The organism is Nocardiopsis lambiniae, assembly GCF_031845465.1.
GTDB classification, from domain to species: Bacteria; Actinomycetota; Actinomycetes; order Streptosporangiales; family Streptosporangiaceae; genus Nocardiopsis; species Nocardiopsis lambiniae.
On the sequence record NZ_JAVREP010000001.1, the window covers coordinates 766,821 to 793,157 of the forward strand.

General features: G+C 71.6%; 21 protein-coding genes. 12 read left to right on the forward strand and 9 right to left on the reverse strand.

Annotated elements, in window-relative coordinates; genetic code table 11:
- The first annotated feature begins 44 nt into the window (after positions 1-44).
- The 4 genes from RM479_RS03410 (at position 45) to RM479_RS03425 (ending at position 5,152) form a co-directional block, all read left to right on the forward strand.
- A complete protein-coding gene (locus RM479_RS03410; RefSeq protein ID WP_311510223.1) occupies positions 45-911 on the forward strand; it encodes a glutamate ABC transporter substrate-binding protein in 867 nt (288 codons plus the stop codon).
- Positions 912-990: 79 nt separating this feature from the next.
- A complete protein-coding gene (locus tag RM479_RS03415) occupies positions 991-1,665 on the forward strand; it encodes an amino acid ABC transporter permease (RefSeq protein ID WP_274807615.1) in 675 nt (224 codons plus the stop codon).
- Positions 1,662-2,726 (forward strand): amino acid ABC transporter permease, encoded by a 1,065-nt coding sequence (locus tag RM479_RS03420; RefSeq protein WP_311510224.1) that lies wholly within the window; start codon positions 1,662-1,664, stop codon positions 2,724-2,726. Before RM479_RS03415 ends, RM479_RS03420 begins: the two co-directional genes overlap by 4 nt.
- A 302-nt stretch (positions 2,727-3,028) precedes the next feature.
- Positions 3,029-5,152 (forward strand): S9 family peptidase, encoded by a 2,124-nt coding sequence (locus RM479_RS03425; RefSeq protein WP_311510225.1) that lies wholly within the window; start codon positions 3,029-3,031, stop codon positions 5,150-5,152.
- 34 nt (positions 5,153-5,186) lie between these two features.
- Here RM479_RS03425 and RM479_RS03430 read toward each other — a convergent pair whose 3' ends face one another.
- From RM479_RS03430 to RM479_RS03445, 4 genes are all read right to left on the reverse strand, one after another.
- Entirely contained in the window at positions 5,187-5,519 is a 333-nt protein-coding gene (locus RM479_RS03430; protein WP_311510226.1) for a glyoxalase superfamily protein, read from the reverse strand.
- Positions 5,520-5,578: 59 nt separating this feature from the next.
- The gene (locus tag RM479_RS03435) at positions 5,579-6,142 is read right to left on the reverse strand and encodes a regulatory protein RecX (RefSeq protein ID WP_311510227.1); all 564 of its coding nucleotides are present in this window, start codon (positions 6,140-6,142) and stop codon (positions 5,579-5,581) included.
- Complete coding sequence (gene recA / locus RM479_RS03440; protein ID WP_397221201.1) at positions 6,135-8,369, reverse strand: intein-containing recombinase RecA; 2,235 nt, start codon at positions 8,367-8,369, stop codon at positions 6,135-6,137. The genes RM479_RS03435 and recA overlap by 8 nt, the downstream gene beginning before the upstream one ends.
- A gap of 167 nt (positions 8,370-8,536) precedes the next feature.
- A complete protein-coding gene (locus tag RM479_RS03445) occupies positions 8,537-8,731 on the reverse strand; it encodes a DUF3046 domain-containing protein (RefSeq protein ID WP_311510229.1) in 195 nt (64 codons plus the stop codon).
- Positions 8,732-8,828: 97 nt separating this feature from the next.
- On the opposite strand from RM479_RS03445, the gene RM479_RS03450 reads away from it, so the two are divergent.
- From RM479_RS03450 to RM479_RS03460, 3 genes are all read left to right on the forward strand, one after another.
- Positions 8,829-13,445, forward strand: coding sequence for a DEAD/DEAH box helicase (locus RM479_RS03450; protein ID WP_311510230.1), 4,617 nt, complete (start codon positions 8,829-8,831; stop codon positions 13,443-13,445).
- Positions 13,446-13,528: 83 nt separating this feature from the next.
- Positions 13,529-13,996, forward strand: a complete 468-nt coding sequence (locus tag RM479_RS03455) for a GNAT family N-acetyltransferase (protein ID WP_311510438.1) — start codon at positions 13,529-13,531, stop codon at positions 13,994-13,996.
- A gap of 99 nt (positions 13,997-14,095) precedes the next feature.
- Positions 14,096-15,961, forward strand: coding sequence for a serine/threonine-protein kinase (locus RM479_RS03460; protein WP_311510231.1), 1,866 nt, complete (start codon positions 14,096-14,098; stop codon positions 15,959-15,961).
- Between the two features lie 47 nt (positions 15,962-16,008).
- Here the strand turns inward: RM479_RS03460 and RM479_RS03465 are convergent, their stop codons facing one another.
- Entirely contained in the window at positions 16,009-17,223 is a 1,215-nt protein-coding gene (locus tag RM479_RS03465) for an ROK family transcriptional regulator (protein ID WP_274807605.1), read from the reverse strand.
- Positions 17,224-17,478: 255 nt separating this feature from the next.
- Here RM479_RS03465 and RM479_RS03470 point away from each other — a divergent pair, with 255 nt between their 5' ends.
- The 5 genes from RM479_RS03470 (at position 17,479) to RM479_RS03490 (ending at position 23,071) form a co-directional block, all read left to right on the forward strand.
- Positions 17,479-18,759, forward strand: a complete 1,281-nt coding sequence (locus tag RM479_RS03470; RefSeq protein WP_311510232.1) for an extracellular solute-binding protein — start codon at positions 17,479-17,481, stop codon at positions 18,757-18,759.
- A 99-nt stretch (positions 18,760-18,858) separates the two neighbouring features.
- Positions 18,859-19,851 (forward strand): carbohydrate ABC transporter permease, encoded by a 993-nt coding sequence (locus RM479_RS03475; protein WP_311510233.1) that lies wholly within the window; start codon positions 18,859-18,861, stop codon positions 19,849-19,851.
- The gene (locus tag RM479_RS03480; RefSeq protein WP_311510234.1) at positions 19,848-20,762 is read left to right on the forward strand and encodes a carbohydrate ABC transporter permease; all 915 of its coding nucleotides are present in this window, start codon (positions 19,848-19,850) and stop codon (positions 20,760-20,762) included. Before RM479_RS03475 ends, RM479_RS03480 begins: the two co-directional genes overlap by 4 nt.
- 135 nt (positions 20,763-20,897) lie before the next feature.
- Positions 20,898-22,364: a glycoside hydrolase family 3 protein gene (locus RM479_RS03485; RefSeq protein WP_311510235.1), complete on the forward strand. Its 1,467-nt coding sequence runs from the start codon at positions 20,898-20,900 to the stop codon at positions 22,362-22,364.
- A 242-nt stretch (positions 22,365-22,606) separates the two neighbouring features.
- Entirely contained in the window at positions 22,607-23,071 is a 465-nt protein-coding gene (locus RM479_RS03490; protein ID WP_274807600.1) for an RrF2 family transcriptional regulator, read from the forward strand.
- A 140-nt stretch (positions 23,072-23,211) separates the two neighbouring features.
- Here RM479_RS03490 and RM479_RS03495 read toward each other — a convergent pair whose 3' ends face one another.
- From RM479_RS03495 to rimO, 4 genes are all read right to left on the reverse strand, one after another.
- Positions 23,212-23,568, reverse strand: a complete 357-nt coding sequence (locus RM479_RS03495) for a helix-turn-helix domain-containing protein (protein ID WP_073375890.1) — start codon at positions 23,566-23,568, stop codon at positions 23,212-23,214.
- Between the two features lie 158 nt (positions 23,569-23,726).
- Positions 23,727-24,254, reverse strand: a complete 528-nt coding sequence (locus tag RM479_RS03500; protein WP_397221207.1) for a CinA family protein — start codon at positions 24,252-24,254, stop codon at positions 23,727-23,729.
- Positions 24,251-24,856, reverse strand: coding sequence for a CDP-diacylglycerol--glycerol-3-phosphate 3-phosphatidyltransferase (gene pgsA, locus RM479_RS03505; protein WP_311510236.1), 606 nt, complete (start codon positions 24,854-24,856; stop codon positions 24,251-24,253). The genes RM479_RS03500 and pgsA overlap by 4 nt, the downstream gene beginning before the upstream one ends.
- A complete protein-coding gene (gene rimO / locus RM479_RS03510; RefSeq protein ID WP_311510237.1) occupies positions 24,853-26,301 on the reverse strand; it encodes a 30S ribosomal protein S12 methylthiotransferase RimO in 1,449 nt (482 codons plus the stop codon). The genes pgsA and rimO overlap by 4 nt, the downstream gene beginning before the upstream one ends.
- Positions 26,302-26,337 lie beyond the last annotated feature (36 nt).

Consider the following 26,337-nt stretch of genomic DNA (forward strand, 5'->3'; position numbering starts at 1 on the left):
GGGCCGTGTGAGCTTCGCACGAACCCAAGGAAGAGGTACACCCCATGCGAGTCCGTCGCATCAGCACCGCTCTGGGCAGCGCCGCGGCCCTGGCCCTCGCTCTCACCGCCTGTGGCACCGCCGACGTCGGCGGTGACGGTGGCGGTGACGGCGGCGAGGGCAACGGCGGCGGCGACACCATCACCATCGGTGTCAAGTACGACCAGCCCGGCCTGGGCCTGCTCGAAGGCAGCGCCCCGGTCGGTTTCGACGTGGACGTCGCCACCTACATCGCCGGTGAGCTCGGTTACTCCCCGGACCAGATCCAGTGGGAGGAGGCCGCCTCCGCCAACCGCGAGGCGTTCCTCCAGCAGGGCACCGTCGACATGGTCGTGGCGACCTACTCCATCACCGACGAGCGCCGCCAGGTCGTGGACTTCGCCGGTCCGTACTACGTCGCCCAGCAGGACATCCTGACCCAGGCCGACAACACCGACATCAACGGCCCCGACGACCTGGCCGACAAGACGCTCTGCTCCGCCTCCGGGTCCCGCTCCGCCAACAACATCGTCGACTCCGAGGACGAGGGCGGCCTGGGCATCGACGCCGAGCTGCGCGAGGCCGGCAACTACTCCGAGTGCCTGGAGCTCCTCGGCAACGGCACCGTCGACGCGGTGACCACCGACAACACCATCCTGGCGGGCTTCGCCGCCCAGAACCCGGACCAGTACCGGGTCGTCAACGCCCCGTTCGGCGAGGAGCAGTACGGCGTCGGCCTGCCCGCCGGCTCGACCGAGCGCTGCGAAGAGGTCAACGCGGCCATCACCAAGATGTGGGAGGAGGGCGAGGCCACCGAGTTCCTGGAGGCGGCGTTCGGTGACACCGACTTCTCCTACGAGGAGAACACCCCCGAGCTCGGCGCCTGCGCCTAAGACCGTCATCTGACCCCGGCCGGGCGGTGGTGCCGGAACCCTCCGGCACCACCGCCCGGCCCTTGACCGGCTGGGACCCATGGAAGCCTTTCTCAGCAATATCGACAGGGTTGTCGACGGTTTCTCATGGACCGTCCGGCTGACCCTCTTCAGCGCTTTCTTCTCCTTCGTCCTGGGCATCCTGCTCACCGCGATGCGGGTCTCCCCCGTCCCGCTGCTGCGCGGTCTGTCCACGGCCTACGTCGAAGGCATCCGGAACACGCCGCTGACCCTGGTGCTGTTGTTCTGCGGTCTGGGCCTCAACAGCGCCCTGGGCCTGAGCCTGCACGACCGCGTCATGTGGGACGTGTTCTGGTGGGCGGTCATCGGCCTGTCCGCCTACACCGCCTGCTTCGTGTCCGAGTCACTGCGCTCGGGCATCAACACCATCCCCTTGGGCCAGGTCGAGGCCGCCCGCTCCCTGGGCCTGACCTTCACCCAGAACCTGAGCCTGATCGTCATACCCCAGGCACTGCGCGCCGTGGTGGGCCCGCTGGGCAGCGTGCTCATCGCCCTCACCAAGAACACCACCGTCGCCTCCGTCGCGGGGCTGGGCGTCCAGGAGGCGTCCCGACAGATGAAGCTCATGTTCGACCAGGGCATCGCGCCGGTCCTGCCGACCTTCCTCGGGTTCGCGATCGGCTTCCTGATCCTGACCCTGCCGACGGGCTACTTCTTCGGTTGGCTCTCCAAGCGCGTGGCGGTGGTCCGATGAGCGCCCAGTCCGTTCTCTTCGACGTTCCCGGGCCCAAGGCCCGCATGCGCAACGCCCTCTACACGGTCTTCACCGTCGTGTTGGCGCTGGTGGGCCTGGCGATCCTCTACCTGGGGTTCAACAGGACCCTGGTGGACCGTGAGGACCCGCTGTTCTCGTCCGCCGTCTGGGCGGTCAACCCGGACGGGCAATGGGCGGCCGACAAGTGGGAGCCGTTCCTGCGGCCCGACACCTGGACCTCCTACGTCCTGCCGGGCCTCCAGAACACCCTGACGGCCGCTCTGGCGGCGTCGGTGCTGGCGATCCTGTTCGGTCTGGTCTTCGGCATCGGCCGGATGTCGGAGCGCTGGTGGATCCGGATCCCGTCCGGGGCGGTCGTGGAGTTCTTCCGCGGCATCCCGCTGCTGATCCTCATCTTCTTCACCATGGCCCTGCCCATCGTGGCCTGGCAGTTGTTCGACATCCCGACCGGCACCTTCCAGGTGACCGCACTGGCCGCGGTCGTCGTCGGTCTGACCCTGTACAACGGCTCGGTGCTCGCGGAGGTGTTCCGGGCGGGCGTCCTGGCCGTGCCCAAGGGACAGTCCGAGGCGTCCCAGGCCATCGGGATGACCAGGTCGCAGACCATGTGGCAGATCCTGATCCCGCAGGCGATCACCTCGATGATGCCCGCGATCGTCGCCCAGCTGGTCGTCCTGCTCAAGGACTCCGCGCTCGGCTACATCGTGGCCTTCCCGGAGCTGCTGCGCAGCTTCACCCTCCTGGCCACCCGGGAGAGCAACGTGATCCCCGCGGCGATCATCTGCGCCGTCATCTACATCATCATCAACATGACCCTGAGCCGGTGCGCGATCTGGCTGGAGCGGCGCAACGCCCGACGCGGACGCCCCTCCGCCAGGCCGACGGCCGCCGGGGGCGCCCCGGCCGCGATCGACGCCACCGGCACCGCGGCCGGAGCGACCGCGGCCGCGTCCACCGCGCCCTCCACACGGGCGCCGTCGACGCCGGTCACGGAGACCGACGAGCGGCCCGACGACGAGGACGAGGAACGCCGGGACTGACCCTCCCGTGTCCGATCGACGGCCCCGCCCTCACGGCGGGGCCGTCGTCCGTTCTCCCGGCCGGCACCCGACGGACCTCCGCGGTTCCCCGGAGGGCGCCTCGGCCCCGAGGCGAGAGGTCCGGGGACCGACGCCGTGGGAACGTCGGCGCGAACGGAATCGCCCCCGCGAAGGGCCCGCCCCACCTCGCGGCGGAGAAGATCAAAAGACGGACACGGGATCCGGCGGGACTGCACACGCGGGCGCGTGAGGACTAAGGTCGACATGTCACCCATAACCCCACGACCCATCCTGAGCGGGACATGTCTGAACTGTCGAGTCACGGCTCCTGGCCATCGCCCATCAGTGCCGCCGACGTCGCCCGGGGAGTGCGCGCCATCGCCTTCCCCTCCATCGTGGGAGACGAGGTCTGGTGGGAGGAGGCCCGACCCGAGGAGGGCCGCCGGACCATCATGCGGCGCGCCGCGAACGGCACGGTGACCGACCTGCTGGCGGCACCGTGGAGCGTCGGCAGCCGTGTGCACGAGTACGGGGGTAGGTCCTTCCGCCCGGTGCCCCGGCGCGACGACAAGGCCCTGGTCCGCATGGGTGTCGTCTTCGTCAACTCCCCCGATCAGCGCCTGTACCTGTTGGAGCACGGGTCCTCCGAGCCGGTACCGCTCACCCCCGAACCGGCCGCCCCCGCGGCCCTGCGCCACGCCGATCCGGTGCTCGGCCCCGACGGCCGCAGCGTCCTGTGCGTGCGCGAGCACCACGCCGGCGGCACGGTACGGCGGTCGATCGTGTCGGTGCCGCTGTCCGGCCGGGGCGCGAACGACGCCGCGGCGGTGCGCGAGGTGGCCTCGGGCGCCGACTTCTACGCCTCGCCGGCGCCCTCCCCCGACGGGAGCCGGCTCGCGTACGTGCGCTGGAATCACCCCAAGATGCCCTGGGACGGGACCGAGCTGCGGATGGGTCTGCTCACCGACGGCGGCCTGACCGGTGAGTACACGCTCAGGGGGTCCTCGGAGGAGTCGGTGGTCTCCCCCGTGTGGAACTCCCCCTCCACGCTGTACGTGGCCTCGGACTGGCCCGGCTGGTGGAACCTCTACCAGGTGGGGCTCACCGGCCCGGCGATCGCCCTGTACCCGGCGGAGGAGGAGTTCCACGCACCGCCGGGGCGGCTGGGCGACCGCTCGTTCTGCGTGCTGGACTCGGGGAAGGTGGTCGCGCTGCACGGCGACGCCGACATGGTCCCCGGGGTGTACGACCCCGACACCCTGGACCTGGCACCGGTGGACACCGACCTGACGTCGTGGTCGATGCTCGACACCGACGGACGCGGCTTGGTCGCGGTGGCGTCGTCACCGACCGTCCCGCAGTCCCTCGTGCGGTTGGACCCGGTGACCGGCAGGGTGGAGATCCTGCACCGGTCGGTGGAGACGATGCCCGACCCGGCCTACCTGCCGATCCCCCGCAAGGTCACCCTCCCCGGGCGCTACGGCGCGTCGGTGCACGCCAACGTCTACCCGCCGACCCATCCCGAACGCTCCCCGGAGGGGCCCGCGCCCTACGTGGTGTGGGCGCACGGCGGGCCGGTGTCGCACTCCACCGTCGCGTTCGACCCCGTGAAGGCCTACTTCACCAGCCGGGGCATCGGCATCGTGGACGTCAACTACGGTGGGTCCACCGGATACGGCCGCTCCTACCGCAAGCGCCTGGACAAGGAGTGGGGCGTGGTGGACGTGGAGGACGTCACGGCCGTCGCGCGGGCCCTCGTGGAGGAGGGAAGGGCCGACGCCGGACGGTTGGCGGTGCGCGGCCCGAGCGCGGGCGGGTACACCGCGCTGTCGGCGGTGACCGGGGACGTGTTCGCCTGCGGGGTGTCCTACTTCGGCGTGGCCGACCTGTTGGGCCTGGCGCGCACCACCCACGACTTCGAGTCGCGCTTCCTGGACTCGCTGGTGGGGCTGCTGCCGGGGTTCGTGGAGCGGTACCGGGAGCGGTCGCCGATCAACCGGACCTCGGAGATCGAGGTGCCGGTGCTGCTGCTCCAGGGCCTGGACGACCCGGTGGTGACACCGGACCAGGCGTTCGCCATGGCGACGGCGCTGGGTGAGCGGAAGGTGCCGTACGCGCTGGTGGAGTTCGAGGGCGAGGCGCACGGGTTCACCGGTGAGAGGGCCCGGCGCGAGTCGCTGGAGGCGGAGCTGGGGCTGTACGCCCGGGTGTTCGGGTTCGAGGCGGACGTGCCGCCGCTGGAACTGGCCACCGAGCCGCCCGCACCGCGCCCCGAGCCGGAACCGGAGGCCGTGGACGAGGCCGAGCCGCTCCAGACCCCGCCGGGCGGGGTCTCGGCCGCGTCCGTCGTCGGCCCCGAGGAGATCGAGGACACGGAGTCCGCCCAGGGGTCGGCGGCCGAACCCGCGCCCGCACACGAGAACTGAGCCGCACCCGCCGCCGGCCGACCGCCGTCCGGGTTCAGTCGGCCGGTTCGCCCACCCGCAGCCGGTTGCCGTCGGGGTCGCGGAGCGCCAGCTCCCGACCCCACGGCGCCTCCTCCACCGCGACGCCGAACTCGGCGGCGATCGCGTCGATGTCGTTCAGGCGCAGGTAGACCAGGGTGTCGGGGCGTGCGTCACCGGTGTGCTCGGACAGGAACAGGCGGACGCTCCCCCGGTGCACCTCGACGAACGCCGGGAACCCCGGTTCGAACCGGTGCTCCCAGCCGAACGCGAACCCGAGCCGCGCGTACCACCGCGCCGCCGTGGCGGCGTCGGCCACCCGCAGGATCGGGACGACCTCCTCGGTCATGGACCCTTCTCCTCTCGTGAAGAAGACGTGCCCCGGTGTCGCGCACACCGGGACGGGCTTCAGGGGCCGGGGAACTCCGGGTCGGTCTCGACCCCCTCGGCCTCCAGTTCCTCGCGGACGACCCGGTAGGCCAGGCCGCCCCCGTATCCCTTGCGGGCCAGGACGCCCACGGCCCGGCGGACCCGGGTGTCGCGTTCGCGGCCCCGGCTTCCGGCGAGGCTGCGCCGGGCCAGGGCGCGGGCGGCCTCGTCCTCATCGTCGTCGCTGAGTTCGGCGACCGCCTCGCGCACGGTGTCCTCGTCCACGCCACGGGTGCGCAGCTCCCTGGTCAGGGCGTTGCGGGACAGGCCCCGGCCGTGGTGGCGGGAGCTCACCCAGGCGCGGGAGAAGGCGGTGTCGTCCACCAGCCCCGCCGCCGTGCACTCCTCGACGATCGCGGTGACGACCTCCTCGGCGTGACCGCGGCGGAGCAGTCCCGTCTCCAGCTGCGCCGCGGTGCGCGGCTTGTGCGCGAGCATGCGCAGGGCCAGGGTACGGGCCCTGTTCAGCGCCTTCTCCCCGCCGGAAGCCGATGCGGCGTCGGGACCGTCGTCACCGTCCGGCGGGGCGTCCGGCTCACGCATCCGTCGCGGGCGCCTTGACGGTGGTGGTCTTGGCCGGGGCCTTCTTGGCCGGAGTCTTGGCCTCGGTCGCCAGAGCCGCGGCGGGGGCCTTGTCGGTGGCCGCCGCCTTGGGGGCCTCCGGGCCCGAGGCGCTGTCGTCTCCGGTGGAGACGCCGAGCTTCTCCTTGATCTTCTTCTCGACCTCGTTGGCGATGTCGGAGTTCTCGCGCAGGAAGTTGCGCGCGTTCTCCTTGCCCTGGCCGAGCTGGGTGCCGTCGTAGGTGTACCAGGCGCCCGACTTGCGCACGATGCCGTTCTCCACGCCCAGGTCGATGAGGCTGCCCTCGCGGGAGATGCCCACACCGTAGAGGATGTCGAACTCGGCCTGCTTGAAGGGCGGCGCGACCTTGTTCTTGACGACCTTGACCCGGGTACGGTTGCCGACCGCGTCGGTGCCGTCCTTGAGGGTCTCGATGCGTCGCACGTCCAGACGCACCGACGAGTAGAACTTCAGCGCCCGACCACCGCTGGTGGTCTCGGGACTGTTGTGCACCATGACACCGTCGACGAAGTAGTTGTGGTTGCCTTCGACCTCGATGTCGAACTTGTGCATGCCCCGGGTCTCCGGCTTGAGCTGGATGTCGAGCACCCGGGAGGCGACCAGGCGCTCCATCGGCTCCGAGAGCACCGGGGCGACCTCGCAGCGCCCCTGGTGGCGCGGGAGCAGTTTGTGGGCCATCGACTCATGAACGTAGGGCGCCACGATCTCCTGGAAACGGGCACTGGAAGCCGTGGTGAACCGGAGGAAGTGGTTGGCCGCGGCACCCTTGGTGCAGAGGGTGACGTTGAGCCCGTGGGTGTCGCGCAGGTACTCGGCCAACCGCCGGCGAGTGCCGGGGCTCATGGCCTCCACACAGATCTCGATGCGTCCGCTGCCTCCTTCGGTGCGGGCCTGCACACCCTTGGAGCGCACGGTGAAGCACCCGTCGTCCATGTACCAGACGGCCAAGGCCAACGGCGTGAGGGCCTTGAGGTACTCCCAGCTCAGGTGCTTCTTGCCGTCTCCGAAGTAGACCGCCTCGTGCAGCTCCGCCAGCTCGGGCAGGGGGCTGAAGTCGGCGAACACCGCGTCCTTGGCGTTGGTCGTCCGGCTGTGGCCGATGTTGCCGAGCAGTGAGACCTTCCATTCCAGGTAAGCGGCCTGGTCTACGCCGTGCCCCATACGGAAGCGGGTGCCGTCGCGACCCCGCCGGTTGGGCGAAAGGCTTCCGTCACCCATGAGCGAACCCAGGACGACCTGGCGCTGCTGCTCGTTGAGGCGGTGCGTCTGCGCGGTGAGCACCCGGTCCCCGGGCATGAGCTCTCCTGCCTCGCGCCAGCCCCCGGGCGTCCGGATCAGGTGGTTGGTCGTCGCCGCGAACTGGGAGCGGCCGTTGCCCCCCGAGCGCTCCACCGTGAACTGGAGGAAGTGGTCGGAGACGCCGTTGTCGAACCAGTTGACGATCCGTCGAGGGACGATCTCGTCCCGCTCAGGGTCATAGGAGAGAACCTCGACGTCCATCTTCTGGTTGACGATCTTGCCGATCTTCTCCTGCGTGCCGTCCGCGAGCGTCACCCGGGTGTTGTAGTGCATGCACCCGAACATCACGCCGACCTTCTCGCGGAGCTGGTTGATGAAGATCGCGGTGGTGTTGGTCTGGTGCAGGGCACCGGCGATCTTGCGCAGCGCCTGCGACATGAGGCGGGCCTGGAGGCCGACGTGGCTGTCGCCCATCTCGCCCTCGATCTCGGCGCGGGGCACCAGGGCCGCCACGGAGTCGATGACGATGACGGAGACCGCGCCGGAGCGGATCAGCATGTCCACGATCTCCAGCGCCTGCTCACCGGTGTCCGGCTGCGACAGCAGCAGGTTGTCGGTGTCGACGCCGATCTTGGCGGCGTAGTCGGGGTCCAGGGCGTGCTCGGCGTCGACGAACGCGGCGATGCCGCCGGCCTTCTGCGCGTTGGCCACCGCGTGCAGCGCGACGGTGGTCTTTCCGCTCGACTCGGGGCCGTAGATCTCGACGATGCGGCCGCGCGGGATGCCGCCGATGCCCAGCGCCACGTCGAGGGCGATCGCCCCGGTGGGGATCGACTCGATGGGCGGACGGTCGTCGTCACCCAGGCGCATGACGGAGCCCTTGCCGAACTGCCGCTCGATCTGCGCGAGGGCGGTTTCGAGAGCCTTCTCTCGGTCTCCAGATGCCACGGGATACCCCTGTTGGGTCGATGCCTTCTTCTTCATGATGCGCACGACGCTACGCGGTCGGTCCGACAATCGCGATGTCCGGCGTCGGCCTGTGGACAACTCCAGCCTACCCGAACCCCTGTTCGATTATCGGTTCTCACGCGGGAAAGTCGTCCTCCGTTCGTTGTTCATCTCACGGCGGCGGGGAGGTCGAACGCCTCGCACACGGCCCGCCAGACCTCCTTGGGGGCGGCCCCGTCGGCGAGCGCGCCCTCGACGGTGCGCGAGCCCAGCCCCTCGATCACGTAGTCCCTGGCCAGGCTCCGGGCGTACGCCTCGCCGAACTGCTCGTACATGTTGCGCCAGAAAACAGTCAGTCTCATCGGCCCCAGTATCGTCGATCCCCCGGTCCGGGGCCGGCCGTCGTCCACAGACCGCCGCCTCCCCGAAACCGTCGGTGCCGACGGGCAGACTGGCCCGATGACACCGTCGTCCTTCGGCCCCGCCACCCGGACCTGGTTCGACCGCGCCTTCCCCGGGGGCCCGACCCCGGCGCAGGAGGGCGCCTGGGCGTCGATCGCGCGAGGCCGCGACACCCTGGTCGTGGCCCCGACCGGGTCGGGCAAGACCCTGGCGGCGTTCCTGTGGTCGCTGGACGGGCTGCTCGCCTCCCCGGTCCCGGAGGACGCGGCGCGACGCTGCCGGGTGCTGTACGTCTCACCGCTCAAGGCACTGGCCGTGGACGTCGAACGCAACCTGCGCGCCCCGCTGGCGGGCATCTCGGCGGCAGCCGCGGACCTGGGCGCCCCGGTGTCCCCGGTGACGGTGGGCGTGCGCACCGGCGACACCCCGGCCGACGAGCGGCGGCGGATGGCCACCCGGCCGCCGGACATCCTCATCACCACCCCCGAGTCGCTGTTCCTGGTGCTCACCTCCAAGGCGCGTGAAGGGCTGAGCGGGGTGGAGACGGTGATCGTGGACGAGGTGCACGCCCTGGCGGGCACCAAACGCGGCGCCCACCTGGCCCTGAGCCTGGAGCGCTTGGAGGAGCTGGTGGACCGGCGCACCCTGCGGATCGGCCTGTCGGCGACGGTGCGCCCGGCACGGACGGTCGCGGAGTTCCTGGGCGGCGCCGACGTCGTGGCCCCGCCGGACGCCCCGCACCTGGAGCTGAGCGTGGCGGTACCGGTGTTCGACATGGACGAGCCCGACCTGCCCGCGCCGCCCCGGACCCTGGGGTCCGCCGAAGCGGAGGAGACCGGCGCGGAGGTGGTGCCGTTGGAGGCCCCGGAGCCCTCCGCCTCCCTGAGCACCGCCCCGGCCACGGGTCCCCGGATCGGCGGCGGTTCCCTGTGGCCGCACCTGGAGCAGCGGGTGCTGGACCTGGTGGAGGGGCACCGGTCCACCATCGTGTTCACCAACGGCCGACGCACCGCCGAGCGGCTGTGCGCCCGTCTCAACGACCTGTACGCCGAACGGCACGGCGTGGAATTGCCGCCCGAGGAGGTCCCGGCCCTGGTCATCGCCCAGTCGGGAGGTAACCGGGGGGCGCCGCCGGTGATCGCACGCACCCACCACGGGTCGATGTCCAAGTCCGAGCGGGCGGTGGTGGAGGACGATCTCAAGGCGGGGCGGCTGCGCTGCGTGGTGGCCACCTCCAGCCTGGAACTGGGTGTGGACATGGGGGCGGTGGACCTGGTGGTGCAGGTGGCCGCGCCGCCGTCGGTGGCCTCCGGACTCCAGCGGGTGGGCCGGGCCGGGCACCGGGTGGGCGGCACCTCGCGCGGGGTGTTCCTCCCGGCGTTCCGGGGCGACCTGCTCACCACGGCGGTGGCGGTGGAGCGGATGCGCACGGGCGACATCGAGCCGCTGCGCATGCCGCGGTCGCCGCTGGACGTGCTGGCCCAGCAGATCGTGGCGATGGTCGCGATGGACGAGTGGCCGGTGAAGGAGCTGGCCGCGGTGGTGCGGCGGGCCGCCCCGTTCGCCGGGCTGGCCGACAGCGTGCTGGAGTCGGTGCTGGACATGCTGTCGGGCCGCTACCCTTCCGACGAGTTCGCCGAGCTGCGGCCCCGCCTGGTGTGGGACCGCCGGGCCGACGTCCTGCGGGCGCGGCCGGACGCCCAGCGGCTGGCGGTGGTCGCCGGGGGCACCATCCCGGACCGGGGCATGTACGCGGTGCACCTGGCCGGCGGGGACGCCTCCGGCGGCCGGGCCCCCACCCGGGTCGGGGAGCTGGACGAGGAGATGGTGTACGAGTCGCGGGTGGGCGACGTGTTCGTCCTGGGCTCCACCTCGTGGCGGATCGAGGGGATCACCGCCGACCGGGTGCTGGTGTCCCCGGCCCCGGGCCGCCCGGGCCGGATGCCGTTCTGGAAGGCCGACGCCCAGGGCCGCCCGGTGGAGCTGGGCCGGGCCATCGGCGCGGCGGTGCGCCGGCTGGGCGGGGCCCCGGAGGAGGCCGCGGCGGAGTTCGCCGGGCTGGACCCGTGGGCGGCCCGCAACCTGGCGGCCTACGTCGCCGACCAGCGGGAGGCGACCGGGCACGTGCCCGACGACCGCACGGTCGTCATCGAGCGGTTCCGCGACCAGGTGGGCGAACGGCGGGTGGTGGTCCACTCGCCGCTCGGCGACCGGGTGCACGCGCCGTGGGCGCTGGCGGTCGCGGCGCGGATCCGGGAGCGGTACGGGGTGGAGAGCCGGGTGCTGCACGGCGACGACGGGATCGTGCTGAACCTGCCCGACACCGTGGGCGGGTCGGAGGAGCCCGGGGTGCTGGCCGAACTGGTGGCGGTGGACCCCGAGACGGTGGAGGCCGTGGTCACCGACGAACTCACCGGGTCGGCGCTGTTCGCGTCCCGGTTCCGCGAGTGCGCGGCCCGGGCGCTGCTGCTGCCCCGGCAGCGGCCGGACCGGCGGATGCCGCTGTGGCAGCAGCGGCTGCGCGCCTCGCACCTGCTGTCGGTGGCGGGCCGCTACGGGTCGTTCCCGATCGTGTTGGAGACGGCGCGCGAGTGTTTGCAGGACCTGTTCGACGTGCCCGCGCTGACGGAGGTGCTGCGCGGGGTGCGCTCGCGCGATGTGCGGGTGGTGGAGGTGGAGACCGACCGGGCCTCGCCCTTCGCCCGCTCACTGCTGATGGAGTACACGGCGGCGTTCCTGTACGAGGGGGACGTCCCGGCCGCCGAGGCGAGGGCGGGGGCGCTGGCGCTGGACCCGTCGCTGCTGTCGGACCTGCTGGGCCGCACCGACCTGCGGGACCTGCTGGACCCGGACGTGGTGGCGGAGGTGGACGGGCTGCTCCAGCGCACCGTCGTCCCGGTCCGCGACGAGGAGGCCGCGGCGGACCTGCTGCGCGAACTCGGCCCGCTGACCACACGGGAGGCGCGGGCCCGGGGTGTGCGACCGGAGTGGCTCGCCGCCCTGGAGGAGGCGGGCCGCCTGGTGCGCATGCCCCTTCCGGGCGCCGTCGAATCCCCTTCCTCCGTCGGGGGCACCGCTCCCCCTCCCGGGCCGGTGGAGCGCTGGTGCGCGGTGGAGGACGTCGCGCGGCTGCGGGACGCGGTGGGCGCCCTGCCCCCGCCCGGGGTCCCGCCGGTGTTCCTGGAGCCGACGGCGGACCCGGTGCGCGATCTGGTCTCCCGGTACGCGCGCACGCACGGCCCGTTCACGGTGACCGGGGCCGCCGCCCGTCTGGGGCTGGACGAGGAGACCGTGGGCGGGGTGCTGCGCGCGCTGTCCCGGGAGGGTCGGATCTCCCGGGGCGGGTTCCGGCCCGGGGGGACGGGGACCGAGTGGTGCGACGCCGAGGTGCTGCGCCGGCTGCGGCGGGGGTCGATCGCCCGCCTGCGCAAGGAGGTCGAGCCGGTCGCCCCGGAGGCGCTGGCCCGGTTCTCCCCGCTGTGGCAGCGGGCCGTGCCCGGTGAACGGTGGCGGGGTCCGGACGCGACGTTCGAGGCGGTGGTGTCGCTGCGCGGTTCCTCCGTGCCGGCCTCGGCGTTGGAGTCGTTGGTGCTGCCCGCGCGGGTGGAGGGGTACGCGCCCCGGATGCTGGACGAGCTCACCCAGGCCGGCGAGGTGGTGTGGGTCGGGGCCGGGTCGCTGCCCGGCGGGGACGGGCGGATCACCGTGGTGCCGGCCGACGAGGTCGCGCTCTTGGCCCCCGAGCCCGTGCCGCCCGAGGAGGGCACCGTCGGGCACGCCGTGCTGGGGGCGCTGCGCGAGGGTGGGGCGCTGTTCTTCCGGGACCTCGCCGACCGCGTGACCCTCGACGCGGGGATCGGTGCCCCCTCCGACGCCGACCTGGTGGCGGCGCTGTGGTCACTGGTGTGGGACGGCGTGATCACGAACGACACCCTGGCCCCGGTGCGCGCCCTCCTGGGGACGGGGGTCCGGTCGCGGCCGGCGCGGGCGGGCCGGCCGCGGCGGGCGGTGCTTCCCACCCGGTCGGGGCCGCCGACCGCGGCGGGTCGCTGGTGGGTGCTGCCCGAGCGGGAGGCCGACCCGACCCGGCGGACCCTGGCGGCGGTGGAGGCCCGGCTGGAACGGCGCGGCCTGCTGCTCAAGGGGTGGCAGGGCGGGGGCATCACCCCGGACGAGTACCGGGTGCTGCGGTCGATGGAGGAGGCGGGCCGGGTGCGGCGCGGCTATTTCGTCGAGGGACTGGGCGGCGCCCAGTTCGCCCTGCCCGGCGCGGTGGACCGGCTGCGGGCGCTGTCGGACGCCGAGGGCGCGGTGGACCCGGTGCTGCTGGCCGCCGACGATCCCGCGAACCCGTTCGGGCGGGAGCTGCCCTGGCCGGAGACCGGTGAGGGGGGCAGGCCGGCGCGCGCGGCGGGCGCGGTGGTGATCATCGACGAGGGTCGACCGACCCTGTACGTGGGGCGGGGCGGGCGTTCGGCGCTCACCTTCGGGGCGCCGGCCCGGGCGCTGACACGGGCCGCCCGGGCCTTGGCCGGGGTCGTGCGCCAGGGCGCCCTGGGGGCGGTGACGGTGGAGCGGGTCGACGGGAGCGAGGTGTTCGGGACGCCGCTGGACGCCGCCCTGGTCTCCGCCGGTTTCCACGTCACGCCCAGGGGGCTGCGGCTGCGTCCGTGAAAATCCCTGGTCGCGGCGCGCGGTCGGCGGGCATGATGGCGGGCGTCGTCGATGGAGGGGCGGGGAGCGTGGAGATCCGACCGATGCGGGCCGACGACGAGGCCCGGGCCGTGGAGGTGTCGCTGGCCGCCGAAGTGCTGTTCGAGCGGGCCGGGGTCCTCCTGCCGCCGGACGACCCCCGGGAGCTGTTCGCGCACGCCGACCGGCTCCTGGTCGCGGTGGACGCGGGGGTCGTGACCGGGCTGGCCGCCACCGTGCCCCTGGACGGCGGTGTACATCTGGAGCAGCTGTCGGTGCACCCCGACCACGGACGGTCGGGGATCGGATCGGCCCTGCTGGAGGAGGTGTGCGCCGAGGCGGCCGTCGGCGGGAGCCCGCGCGTGACCCTGACGACCTTCCGCGACCTGCCGTGGAACGGCCCCTGGTACACGGCCCGGGGGTTCTCCGTGCTGCCCGAGGAGCAGTGGGGTGAGGGGATGCGCGCCCTGTGGGCGGACGAGGAGCCGATCCGGGTGCGCCCCCGGGTGGCCATGGCGCGCCCCACGGGGTGAGGGGGCCCGAACGAGGAGGACGATGGGGAGAACCGGAACCGGGTCCGTGTGATCACAGGGTTCGACCGGAACCCCCGCTCCCCTCGTGAAAGGCCCCTCATGCCCCCTTCGGAACGGATCGTCGCCGCCCGCTACCGGTTGACCGGGACACTGGGCAGCGGCGGCATGGGCACGGTCTGGCGGGCGTTCGACCCTCGTCTGGAACGCGAGGTGGCGATCAAGGAGGTGCACCTGCCGACCGGCCTGTCCGATGAGGAACAGCGGACCGCCAAGGCGCGGATGATGCGCGAGGCCCGCACCGCGGCCCGGATCGGCCATCCGTCGGTGGTGACCGTGCACGACGTGCTGGAGGAGGACGGCACCCCCTACATCGTCATGGCCCTGCTGGACGGTTCCTCGCTGGAGGAGGTGCTGGAGGAGGAGGGTCCGCTGCCGCCGGCGCGGATCGCCCGGATCTCCCGGGCCCTGTTGGAGGCGTTGCGGGCGGCGCACCGGGCCGGGGTGGTGCACCGCGACATCAAACCCGCCAACGTCATGGTGTCCACCGACGGCGAACGGGTCGTGATCACGGATTTCGGCATCGCCAACCTCATGGAGGGCGCGTCCAGTTCGCTGACGGGGACCGGCATGGTGGTGGGCACCCCCGAGTACATGGCTCCCGAGCGGCTGGAGCAGGGCACCGTCGCCGAGCCCTCCGACCTGTGGAGCCTGGGCGCCACCCTGTACGCCGCCCTGAGCGGGGAGTCCCCGTTCAAACGGGAGAGTCTGACCGCGACGCTGAGCGCCGTCATGGCCCAGCCGATCCCCGAGGCGGCGACCGAGGAACCGTTGGCCTCGGTGATCAACGGTCTGCTCGTGCGCGAACCGGATCGGCGCCTGACCGCCGAACGGGCGCTGGAACTGTTGTCCTCGCCCGCGACGGGGCCTCGGGCGGCATCGGATCGGGCCGATTCCCCGGGCCCCCAGGCCCCGCGGGCGTCCACGGGCCGGGTCCCCGCGCACCGGCCGCCCGCCGGCCCGTCCCCGGCGCCCTCTTCGAGCGGGCCGCGACCCCTGTCGCCCCCGAACCCGGCCCCGACACCGCGCCCCAGCGCGCCGGTGGGCGGTCCTCCGACCCACGTCGCGCACGCCGCTCCTGGGCGTCCCGCTCCGGGACGGCCGGGTCCGCCGCCCGGCACCGGGCACGCGCCGGTGTTCCCCACGGGCCCCGGGGGTGTGGTCGTGTCCCCGCCGACACGGGCCGGGGGGCCGGTCCCCGCCTCCCCGGCCTCGTCCTCCCGCGCGGGGCTGTGGTGGGGGTTGGGCGGCGGGTGTCTGCTGCTGGTGCTGGGCATGGTCGTCGCGTTCGTCGTCGTGCCCGGCGCGCTCCTCATCGCCGAGGACGGCCCCGACCCGCTCACCGCGAGAGAACCCTCCGAGGCGGACGCGCCCTCACCGGCGGGCGATCCCTCGCCGGGGACCGGTTCCGGCAACGTCCCCTTCGAGAACGAGTACGTCTCCCTGGTCCATCCGTGGGACTGGGCCCCGGTCGACGCCACGTCCCGCGAACAGAGCTCCTTCCCCGACATCCTCTCCCACTACGAGTTCGACTCACCCGACCGGTCGCGCCAGGTCGCCTTCACCGTCTTCAGCCTGGACGAGGAGTCCCGGGAGTCGAGCACCGTGGAGATGCAGCAGGGGTGGGAGGAGTCCCTTGAGGCGGAGGGGGTGGTGCGGGACTGGGAGCGGCTGAGTCTGGAGGAGGTCCCCGGGCTGCCCTCCGGCCACCGGGGGTCCGACATGGAGGTGACGTTCACCATGGAGGAGTCCGTCTGGGCGGAGCCGGAGCGGTGGATGGTGTGGCGCTTCCTCGTGGTCGAGGACACCACCGCCTACTACCTCCGGTTCAACGGCCGGGCCGTGGACCGCGAGGAGTACGGACCCGTCGTCGACGAGGTCTTCTCCTCCTTCGCGGTGACCGGTTGAGGCCCTGGGGGACGGCCACGATCGGCCACCGCGCGACACCGTTGGGATCAGACCGTGGAGGAGAACACGTCGTCGCGGGCGTGCTCCAGCGCGTGCAGTAGGGCGCCGCGCACGACGGGTCCGCCTTCGACGGCGCTGAGTCCGATCTCGGTGGCGTTGGGCGCGATGCGGGCGGTCGCCGCCTGCACCCGTTCGACGAGTTTGGCGCCGCCGGCCCGGGCGACGTCGCCGCCCAGCACGACCAGGCCCGGATCGATGATGACGCTGACCGCGGCGACGCCCCGGGCGAGCCTTTCGGCGAAGGCGTCGAGGAAGGCGTCGGCCTCGGAGGTGCCGGAGGCGGCGGCGCGGCCCACGACGTCGACGACGTCGGCTCCCTCGATCCCGTGTTCGGCGGCCAGGCGTACGACCTGGCCGGCCTTGACCAGCGCCTGGAAACCGTGCGGCAGTTCCCGGTTCTCGTCGTGGCGCAGTGACTCGTATCCACCGGACAGGCCCAGGTCGCCGGGCATGGGGGCGCCGGGCACGGGCAGGTAGCCGATCTCGCCGGCGCCGCCGGAGCGGCCCCGGTGGATGCGTCCGTCGATCATGGTGGACATGCCGACACCGCCGGCGGCGCTGAGCCAGATGAGCACGAACTCCGAGACCCCGAGGGCGGCCCCTTCGGCGTGCTCGGCCAGGGCGGCCAGGTTCACGTCGTTCTCGATCATCACCGACCGCTTCAGGTCGGTGCGCAGCGCCTCCAGGATGCCCTCGTGCCAGGACATGAGGTCGAAGGAGAACCGGATGTCGCCGGTGCGCGGGTCGACCACGCCGGGGGTGCCGATGACGCAGGCACGGAGCCTGTCCAGCGGCACCTCCGCCGTTTCGACCAGGCGCATCACGGCCGTGTGGACCAGGGACACGGGGTCGTCGGAGCTGCTGGGGTCGACGGTGACGTCGCCTACGATCCGGCCGGTGATGTCGGCGATGGTGGCGGTCACCCGCCGGGCGCTGACGTCCAAGGCGGCGACGTAGGCGCTCTCGGGGACGACGGCGTAGAGGGCGGCGTTGGGGCCCCGGCCACCGGCCTGGCTCCCCACGACGCGCACCAGGTCGCGTTCCTCCAACCGGGACAGCAGTTGCGACGCCGTTACCTTGGAGAGGCCGGTCCTCGTACCCAGCTGCGTCCTCGTCAACGGGCCCGCGGACAGCAGTAGTTCCAGCGCCGCACGGTCGTTGAGCTGGCGTAGCAGCCGGGGAGTCCCCGGACGTTGAGACATAACCGTGACACCTCACCCTGTTTTTATTAGGAAAGTTTCCTGTTAATTTAGCTCACAACCTCACAGGAGGTCACGTCCTGGCAGGTCCGAGTTCATGCGGACCCTCCGGTACCCGCGCCGGCAGAACGGCAACGTGCTATCCCAGCACACCCCCACAGAGACGTCGAATCGCGGGGATGGCGTTCCATCATCCCAGTCCGATTCGAGCACAGGCGTCGAACACCGGCGCGTCGTGCGAAGGGAGATAGGTTCACAATGAGGTTCCCCAAGATCGCCGCGGCAAGTGCCGTGGTCCTGCTCGCCGCGGCCTGCGGCGGCGGTGCCGACTCCGAAGGCGGCGGTGACGCCGACAGCCTGACCGTCTGGGTCATGGGCACCTCGCAGCCGCCACTGGTCGAGTACTTCGACGGCGCCGAGGCCCGATTCAAGGAGAACAACCCGGACGTCGACGTCAACGTCGAGTTCATCCCCTGGCCGGACGCACAGGAGTCGATCACCAACGCCCTCGCCGGCGGTGACGCCCCCGACGTGATCGAGATCGGCAACGACCAGGTCTCCGGCTGGGCCTCCCAGGGCGCCCTCCTCGACATCACCGAGAAGGTCGAAGGCTGGGACGCCGCCGCCGAGATCGACCAGAACGCCCTGGAGTACGGCACCTACGACGGTGTCCAGTACGGCGTGCCGTGGTTCTCCGGTGTCCGCACCCTGTACTACCGCGCCGACTGGCTGAAGGAGCTCGGCCACGAGCCGCCCGCCACCTGGGACGAGCTGGTCACCGTCGCGGAGGACATCAAGGACGAGTACGACGTCCCCGGCTTCGCCGCGCCGACCGACTTCACCAACGGCATCGCCTCCTTCATCTGGAGCAACGGCGGCGAGATCGCCGTCCAGAACGACGCCGGCGAGTGGGAGGGCAAGCTCACCGACCCCGCCGCCGTCGAGGCCGTCGAGTTCTACGCGAGCCTGACCACCGACGGCATCTCGCCGCAGGGTTACGTCGGCGAGAACGAGCTGGTGCCCCTCGCCGACATGGCCAACGGTCAGGTCGGCATGTACATCGACGGTGGATGGGCGCTGGGCTCCATGGAGGAGCAGGCCGAGAACCCGGACATCCTGGAGGACATCGTCGCCGCCCCGATCCCGGGTGCCGACGGCATCGCGCCGGCCTTCGCCGGCGGTTCCGCGCTCTCCGTCTTCTCCACCACTCAGCACCCGGACCTGGCGTTCGAGCTGCTGACCGTCCTGGGCGACCAGGAGGGCGGCAAGGGCTACGCCGACACCGCGGGCTTCTTCCCGGCCTACCCGGACCTGCTGGCCGAGGACGAGTACCAGAAGGACCCGGACCGCGTCGCCGCCGCCACCCAGATGCAGCACACCAGCTTCTTCCCGAGCACCCCGCGCTGGACCGCCGCCGACCAGGACAACAAGATCCTGCCCGGCGCCGTCCTGGAGATCGTCAACGGCGGTGACCCCGAAGAGGTCCTGGCCGCCGCCAACGAGCAGCTGACCGAGATCCTCAACGAGCCGGTCGAGTAACCACCGACTCCTCTCCACAGAGCAGAGCCGAATGCGGGCGGGGACCGTCACCGGACCCCGCCCGCAGCCCGGCCGGCCCACGCCTCGATTGAGAAGACCATGGCACACACCGTCGAACGAACGGCCGAGCAGGGGCATGAGGACACCGACCGGGTGACCGACGGCCCCTCCGCCCCGCGCCGCCGCAAGCTCCCCACCCCGTACCTGCTCATCGCCCCGGCACTGATCCTCCTCGCGGTCGTGCTGCTCTGGCCGATCGCGCAGATGGTGTGGTACTCGCTGACCAGCTTCACCACGCGCAACCTCCTGCCGAACCAGCCCGGGCCGGAGTGGAACGACTTCGCCCACTACAAGAACCTGCTGACCGACCCCTCGTTCTGGACGATCCTGCGCAACACCGTGGTCGTCTGCGCGCTGATGGTCGGCATCACCATGGTTCTGGGCACCCTCGTCGGGATCCTGCTGAACAAACTGCCCAAGTGGTTCTCCGGGTTCGTCTCCATCGGCATGATGCTCGCCTGGGCCACCCCGGCGCTGAGCGCCTCCCTGGTCTTCCGCTGGCTGTTCCTGCCGGAGCGGGGCCTGGTCAACGTGATCCTGGACCGGCTCCCGGACTGGCTCGTCGGCAGCGGGTGGCTGGAGTACAACTGGTTCCTCCAGCCCGGATCGCTGTTCACGATCCTCATCACCGTCATCGTCTGGCAGTCGTTCCCGTTCGTGGCCGTCTCCGTCCTGGCCGGGCTCAAGAGCATCCCGAGCGAGCTGTACGAGGCCGCGAGGATGGACGGGGCCAGTGGCTGGAAGTCCTTCTGGAACGTCACGTTCCCCATGCTGCGTCCGCTGTTCGCCCTGCTGCTGGTCCTCCAGATCATCTGGGACCTGCGGGTGTTCACCCAGCTGTACATCCTGGCGAACAGCTTCCAGAACAAGGACGTCTACCTGCTCTCCTACTACATCTACCAGCAGGGCTTCAGCGCGAGCCCGGCCAACTACGGCATGGGCTCGGCGATCGCGGTCGTGATGACCGTGATGATCCTCGCCGTCACCGCGTACTACCTGCGCATCATGATCCGCCAGGGGGAGACCCGATGAGCGCGACCAGCACCACCGCCCCGAACCGCGGAGGCTACCGCCGCAGCCCGCTGCACCGCCTGCGCTCCCTGCCGCTGTACCTGGCCGGCCTCGCGGTGTTCGTGTTCTCCGTGTTCCCCGTGTACTGGATGGTCGCCACGGCGTTCAAGCCGGTCGGGGAGATCTTCACCCGGCAGCAGACGTTCCTGCCGCAGGCCCCGACCCTGATGCACTTCGACCGGGTGCTCAACGGCCAGCTCATCCCGGGTGTGAACTTCTGGCAGTTCCTGGGCAACAGCCTCCTGGTCACCGTCGGCGCCGTCGCCATGGGCGCCTTCCTGTCACTGCTGGCGGCGGTGGCGGTGGCCCGGTTCCGCTTCAAGCTGCGGACGGCGTTCATCATCCTGCTGCTCATCATCCAGATGGTGCCGATGGAAGCGATGATCATCTCGATCTTCATCAACTTCCGTCAGCTGTCGGACGCCACCGGCGCCCAGCTTCTGGGCAACCTCTCCGGCCTGCTCATCGTGTACACGGCGGTGTCGCTGCCGATCACGATCCTGATGCTGCGCGGCTTCGTCGTGGCGGTGCCCAAGGAGCTGGAGGAGGCCGCGGCGATCGACGGCGCGAGCAGCTGGACCATCTTCTGGCGCATCCTCATGCCGCTGGTGGCGCCCGGCCTGGTCGCGGCGAGCATCTTCGCCTTCATCACCGCGTGGAACGAGTTCATCGTCGCGCTCACGTTCCTGGGTCGCAGTACGGACAACTACACCCTGCCGCTCACCCTGTCCTACTACTTCGGCCGCTTCGGCACCGAGTGGGGACCGATCATGGCGGCCTCCACCCTGCTGACCATCCCGGTGATGATCTTCTTCCTGTTCGTCCAGCGACGGATGGTCTCCGGTCTGACCATGGGCGCGGTCAAGGGCTGACGCCCGACCCTTCGAGGCGGGTCCACGAGGGCGCCGTGGATCCGCCTCGGGCGCGCCCGCGCCACTCCCATCACCGCACCCGCCCTTCGTCTGCCCTCACCCCTGGGCACCCTCGCTCACCGAACGGAGTCCGTCATGTCGCTCGATCCGACCCTGGCGCGCCTGGCCAACGCCACCCTGCTGGTCCCCTTCGAGTCCCACCACGCCCCGCGCTGGATCCTGGAGGGCCTGGCGGACGGTGTCTCCGGCGTCTGCCTGTTCCACAACAACCTCGACACCCCCGAGCAGATCACCGCGCTGAACGCGCGCCTGTCCCAGGCCGTGGACACCCCGCTGATCTCCCTCGACGAAGAGGGCGGCGATGTGACCCGCATCGGCCAGGAGCACGGCAGCTCCTACCCGGGCAACGCCGCCCTGGGCGCCGTCGACGACCCCGACCTGACCCGGGCGACGCTGCGCTCGCTCGGCGGCCGACTCGCCGAACTGGGCTTCAACCTGGATCTGGCCCCCTCCGTGGACGTGAACGTCGCCGACGACAATCCGGTCATCGGCACCCGATCCTTCGGTTCCGATCCCGAGCTGGTGGCCCGTCACGCCGCCGCCTCCGTGATCGGCCTCCAGGAGGCCGGTGTGGCCGCGTGCGCCAAGCACTTCCCCGGCCACGGCGCCACCTCCCAGGACTCCCACCACACGCTGCCGCTGGTGGAGGCCGGGGCCGAGGTGCTGCGCCGACGCGAGTTGGTGCCCTTCCGCGCCGCGATCGACGCCGGGGTGCGCTCCGTCCTGACCGCGCACATCGAGGTGCCCGGGCTGGGTGTGACGGGCCCGGCGACGCTGGCCCCGCACGTGCTCAACGACCTGCTCCGCAACGAGCTGGGCTTCGACGGGGTCGTGGTCAGCGACGCCATGGACATGCGGGGTGTCAGCGGTCGGATCGGCATCCCCGAGGCCTCCGTGCTCGCCGTGGCCGCCGGGTGCGACCTGCTGTGCCTGGGCCGGTACGTCTACGCCGACCAGGTGGCGGCGATCCGTGCCGCGCTGGTGACGGCGGTCCGCGACGGCCGGCTGCCGGGCGAGCGGCTGGAGGAGGCCGCCGACCGCAACCTGCGACTGCGCGCCTGGATCCGCGATGCCGCCGCGTACCGTACGACGGCCGCCGAGGCCGAGGGCGTGGGCCTGTCCGGAGCCCGCCGGGCGATCCGGGTCGAGGGCGATCTGCCCGCCCTGGACTCCCCGTACGTGGTCGAGGTGGAGGCACCCGCGGGCATGGCCGTGGGCGAGGTCCCCTGGGGATTGTCCGCCTGGTTCCCCGGTACCGAGCGGGTCTCCCCCGACATCGCCCACGCCGAGCGGATCATCGCCGCCGCGCAGGAGCGCGACCTGGTCATCGTGGTGCGCGACGCGCACCGCTACCCGGAGGCCCGTGAGCTCGTCGAACGTCTTCTGGGAGCCTTCCCGAACGCCGTGCTGGTGGAGATGGGCCTGCCCATCTGGCGCCCCTCCTGCGGCGCCCACGTGAGCACGTACGGCGCCGCCCACGTCAACGGGATCAGCGCCGCCGAACTCCTGGGCGGCGCCGTACCGGCCGCCCACCACGCCTGAGACGGACGGACCCCACTCCCCCGTCGTGACCCGGACCGGAGACCATGACCGGTCCGAGTCACGGCTTCGAGGGGCGCTTCCCGCCCGGGGCGGCCCCGGACGCTCCACGCCGGGTGGAACGTCACCGATGTCCCCGAAACCCGGTAGGAGAAGTACCCTTGATCACGCAGCACCCCGGCCGTCGGCTCTCCCGTCGGCGCCCGGTGCCCCATTCGCCCTTCTAACCACGGCATAATCACAGCATGCGCCTTTCAGCCCGGGTCGACTACGCGCTGCGCGCCGCAGCGGAACTCGCTGTCGCCAGCGAAGGACCGGTGACGGCCGAGCAGCTCGCGCGAGCGCAGGCCATCCCCGGAAAATTCCTTGAGAACATCCTCACCCAGCTACGCAGGGCCGGCCTGGTGCGCAGTCAACGCGGCCCGGTGGGCGGTTACTGGCTGGCCCGTCCGGCGGCGGAGATCTCGCTCGCCGATATCATCCGAGCGGTCGACGGACCGCTGGCCAACGTGCGCGGGGAACGCCCCGAGCACGTCGACTACGATGGCGCGGCCCGCAGCCTGCAACAGGTGTGGATCGCCCTGCGCGCCAGCGAGCGCGCCATCCTGGAGGGGGTCACCCTCCAGCACCTGGCCACCAACGAATTGCCCGAACAGGTGCGCACCCTCGCGGAGGACCCTGAGGCGTGGGTCAACCATACCCACCGGTAGCCACCGTTCGATCACGTATAGTGAGAAGCGCACCTATGTGAGAGGAGCCGACCACATGTGGTCGGCTCCTCTCACGATCCGAAGTCCCCCCGAGGGAGGACCCTGTAGATGTCCGTGAACAGGACGAACGGTGCGGGGTGTCAGACCCCCACCATGTCGGGAACCTGGGGAACGCGATCCGGAACCGGTCCGATGCCGAGGTCCTGCGCGGGGACGGGGTCGGTCGTGACCGCGTCTTCCAGCAGCGCCGCTTCCTGAAGCTCGACCAGGGCGAGTTGGTCGGAGACCTCTCTCAGCACCTGCGAGAGCGGGACCCCGAGGGCCCCGCAGATCGATGAGAGCAGTTCGGAAGAAGCCTCCTTCTGCCCACGCTCGACCTCCGACAGGTAGCCGAGGGAAACCCGTGCATCGGCCGACACCTCGCGGAGGGTGCGGCCCTGGCGCTGTCGCAGCCGCCTGAGCACGTCACCAAGTAGGTGACGAAGCAGGACCATCATTCGCGCTCCCTCCCACCGGTAGCGACCTTCATATACAACACCGTACCTGCCCCACGCCCGATTCGGGCACCTCTTGCCGTCCTGTTCGCTGGAGGGGGAACCACCTCTTGAGATGGTTTCGTTCCCCCGGGAGAGGAGAAGGAACCGGACCGGAGGGTTCAGGACCGGGTGTTCCCCGCCACGTCGCCGCGAACAGCGGAGTCCAGGAGCTCCAGTGCGCCCTCGACCGTGCGGTATCGGATACCCCCCCGGTCACCGGTGAAACGGAAATGCCGGGCCGTCGCATTCCCGTCGGGTCCGGCGACCGCGGCGTAGACGGTGCCGACGGGCTTGCCGTCCTGGGGTTCGGGGCCGGCCACACCGGTCACCGCCACCCCGAAATCGGCGCCCAGCAGACGCCGGACCCCCGTGGCCATGGCGAGGGCGACCTCGGGGTGGACGGCGCCCTCGGTCGCGAGGAGGTCCTCGGGGACACCGAGCAGGGACGCCTTGGTGTCGGTGGCGTACGTCACCACCCCGCCCCGGTAGGTGGAGGAGCTGCCCGGAACCCCGGTCAGGTGGGCGCCGATGAGCCCGCCCGTGAGCGACTCGGCGACCGCGCAGGTCAGCCCGCGCTCCTCCAGGTGACGGTGGAGCCGCTCCGCCAGGGTCGCGACCTCGGCGGTGGGTTCGGGGACGGTGCTCACTCCGAGGTCTCCCGCTTGCCGGCCCGGACCGCGCGGATCGCGTCCAGCACGTAGGTGACGCCGGTCCACAGGGTGACCACCAGGGCCGCGGCCATCACCACGTGGGCGAACCAGACGAACACGTCGCTGAAGGGCAGGATCCACAACGGGAACAGGTAGACGCTGATCGCGACGATCTGGAGGACCGTCTTGAGCTTGCCGCCCTTGCTCGCGGGCATGACGACGTAGCGCAGCACCGCGAAGCGCAGCAGGGTGACGCCCCACTCACGGGCCAGGATCGCGAGGGTCACCCACCACCACAGGTCGCCCTGGAGGGAGAGGACCACCAGGGCCGCTCCGGTCAGGGCCTTGTCCGCGATGGGGTCGACGATCTTGCCGAAGTCCGTGACCAGGCCGTGCCGACGGGCCAGTTCACCGTCGATGCGGTCGGTGATGGCAGCGAGCACGAAGACCGCGAAGGCGGCGGCACGCCACCAGGTGCCGTCCAGGAACATGAACCACACGAAGATCGGGACCATGACCAGTCGGCTCATGGTGAGGATGTTCGCGATGTTCCACAGCGGAACGTGGGGGGCGGGCGTCGCCGCGTTGTGGGTGCTCATCTCTCTCCGGCTTCCCCGTCCGGCCGATCCTCGTCCTGCTCGGCCACCAGATCGGCACCGATCGCCTGCACGACGGTGGCCCGGACCAGATCGCCCACGGCCAGGTCCTCACCGTAGAGGATGGTGCTGCCGTCCACCTCGGGGGCCTGGTGCTCGGAGCGGCCCTCGTAGGCCCCGTCCTCCAGCACCGTCTCCACCAGCACGGTCACCTCGTCGCCCAGACGCTCTTCGGCGCGCTGGGCCATGAGCTCCTCGGCGAGGCGGTTGAGGCGGTCCACGCGCTCGGCGACGACCTCCTCGGGCACTTTGTCGGCGTGGCCCTCGGCCTCGGTGCCGTCCTCGTCGGAGTAGCCGAAGACGCCGATGGCGTCCAGGCGCGCCGATTCCAGGAAGGAGACCAGGTCCTCGAACTCGGCCTCGGTCTCACCGGGGAACCCGACAATGAAGTTGGAGCGGGCGCCCGCCTCGGGCACCCGGGAGCGCACGGTGTCGAGCAGTTCCAGGAAGCGCTCGCGGTCGCCGAAGCGCCGCATGCGGCGCAGCAGGGTGCCGCTGGCGTGCTGGAACGACAGGTCGAAGTAGGGCACCACGCCGGGCGTCCCGGTGAGGACGTCCACCAGCCCGGGGCGGACCTCGGCGGGCTGGAGGTAGCTGACGCGGACCCGGTCCAGGCCCTCGACGGCGGCCAGGCGCGGCAGCAGCCTCTCCAGGGCGCGCACGTCGCCCAGGTCCTTGCCGTACGAGGTGGAGTTCTCGCTGACCAGGAAGACCTCGCGCACGCCCTCGGAGGCCAGCCACTCGGCCTCGCGAACGATCTCGTCGGGGTGGCGGGAGATGTAGGCGCCGCGGAAGGTCGGGATGGCGCAGAAGGTGCACCGGCGGTCGCAACCGGAGGCGATCTTGAGGTTGGCCACCGGGCCGCCGGTCAGGCGGCGGCGCGGGATCGCGGCGCGGTAGGGCAGTGCGGTGCCGTCGGCCCCGGTGGACTCGGCGAACGCGCCGTGGCCGGGGACGTGCACCCGGGAGGCGTCGCGTTCCACCGGGCTGATCGGCAGCAGCGTGCGCCGGTCGCGCGGGGTGTGCGGCGCCAGGGGGCGCCCCTCGACCACGTCGTCGAGGCGATCGGTGATGGCCGCGTAATCGTCGAATCCGATGACCTGGGCCTCGGGGAGGGCGTCGGCGAGCTCGGAACCGTAGCGCTCGGCCATGCATCCGGCGGCGACGACCTTGCCGCCGTTCTCGGCGGCCTCCAGCAGGCTCTCGATGGAGTCCTGTTTGGCGGCGTCGATGAAACCGCAGGTGTTGACGAGGGTGACGTCGGCCTTGGCGTCGCCGTCGACCAGCTCCCAGCCGCCCGCGGACAGGCGCCCGGCCAGCTCTTCGGAGTCGACCTCGTTACGCGCACACCCCAGGGTGACCAGTGAGACAGTACGACGCGATGACATGGCTTCCAAGCGTGTGGGAGGGCGTTTCGAATGGTC

Coding starts and splice junctions, on each gene's coding strand:
- rimO (WP_311510237.1), bottom strand. CDS start 26,301: ATGTCATCGCGTCGTACTGTCTCACTGGTCACCCTGGGGTGTGCGCGT.
- RM479_RS03490 (WP_274807600.1), top strand. CDS start 22,607: ATGCGCCTTTCAGCCCGGGTCGACTACGCGCTGCGCGCCGCAGCGGAA.
- RM479_RS03445 (WP_311510229.1), bottom strand. CDS start 8,731: ATGAGACTGACTGTTTTCTGGCGCAACATGTACGAGCAGTTCGGCGAG.
- RM479_RS03460 (WP_311510231.1), top strand. CDS start 14,096: ATGCCCCCTTCGGAACGGATCGTCGCCGCCCGCTACCGGTTGACCGGG.
- RM479_RS03485 (WP_311510235.1), top strand. CDS start 20,898: ATGTCGCTCGATCCGACCCTGGCGCGCCTGGCCAACGCCACCCTGCTG.
- RM479_RS03480 (WP_311510234.1), top strand. CDS start 19,848: ATGAGCGCGACCAGCACCACCGCCCCGAACCGCGGAGGCTACCGCCGC.
- RM479_RS03455 (WP_311510438.1), top strand. CDS start 13,529: ATGCGGGCCGACGACGAGGCCCGGGCCGTGGAGGTGTCGCTGGCCGCC.
- RM479_RS03495 (WP_073375890.1), bottom strand. CDS start 23,568: ATGATGGTCCTGCTTCGTCACCTACTTGGTGACGTGCTCAGGCGGCTG.
- RM479_RS03410 (WP_311510223.1), top strand. CDS start 45: ATGCGAGTCCGTCGCATCAGCACCGCTCTGGGCAGCGCCGCGGCCCTG.
- RM479_RS03465 (WP_274807605.1), bottom strand. CDS start 17,223: ATGTCTCAACGTCCGGGGACTCCCCGGCTGCTACGCCAGCTCAACGAC.
- RM479_RS03415 (WP_274807615.1), top strand. CDS start 991: ATGGAAGCCTTTCTCAGCAATATCGACAGGGTTGTCGACGGTTTCTCA.
- RM479_RS03425 (WP_311510225.1), top strand. CDS start 3,029: ATGTCTGAACTGTCGAGTCACGGCTCCTGGCCATCGCCCATCAGTGCC.
- RM479_RS03430 (WP_311510226.1), bottom strand. CDS start 5,519: ATGACCGAGGAGGTCGTCCCGATCCTGCGGGTGGCCGACGCCGCCACG.
- RM479_RS03470 (WP_311510232.1), top strand. CDS start 17,479: ATGAGGTTCCCCAAGATCGCCGCGGCAAGTGCCGTGGTCCTGCTCGCC.
- pgsA (WP_311510236.1), bottom strand. CDS start 24,856: ATGAGCACCCACAACGCGGCGACGCCCGCCCCCCACGTTCCGCTGTGG.
- RM479_RS03450 (WP_311510230.1), top strand. CDS start 8,829: ATGACACCGTCGTCCTTCGGCCCCGCCACCCGGACCTGGTTCGACCGC.
- RM479_RS03435 (WP_311510227.1), bottom strand. CDS start 6,142: ATGCGTGAGCCGGACGCCCCGCCGGACGGTGACGACGGTCCCGACGCC.
- RM479_RS03420 (WP_311510224.1), top strand. CDS start 1,662: ATGAGCGCCCAGTCCGTTCTCTTCGACGTTCCCGGGCCCAAGGCCCGC.
- RM479_RS03475 (WP_311510233.1), top strand. CDS start 18,859: ATGGCACACACCGTCGAACGAACGGCCGAGCAGGGGCATGAGGACACC.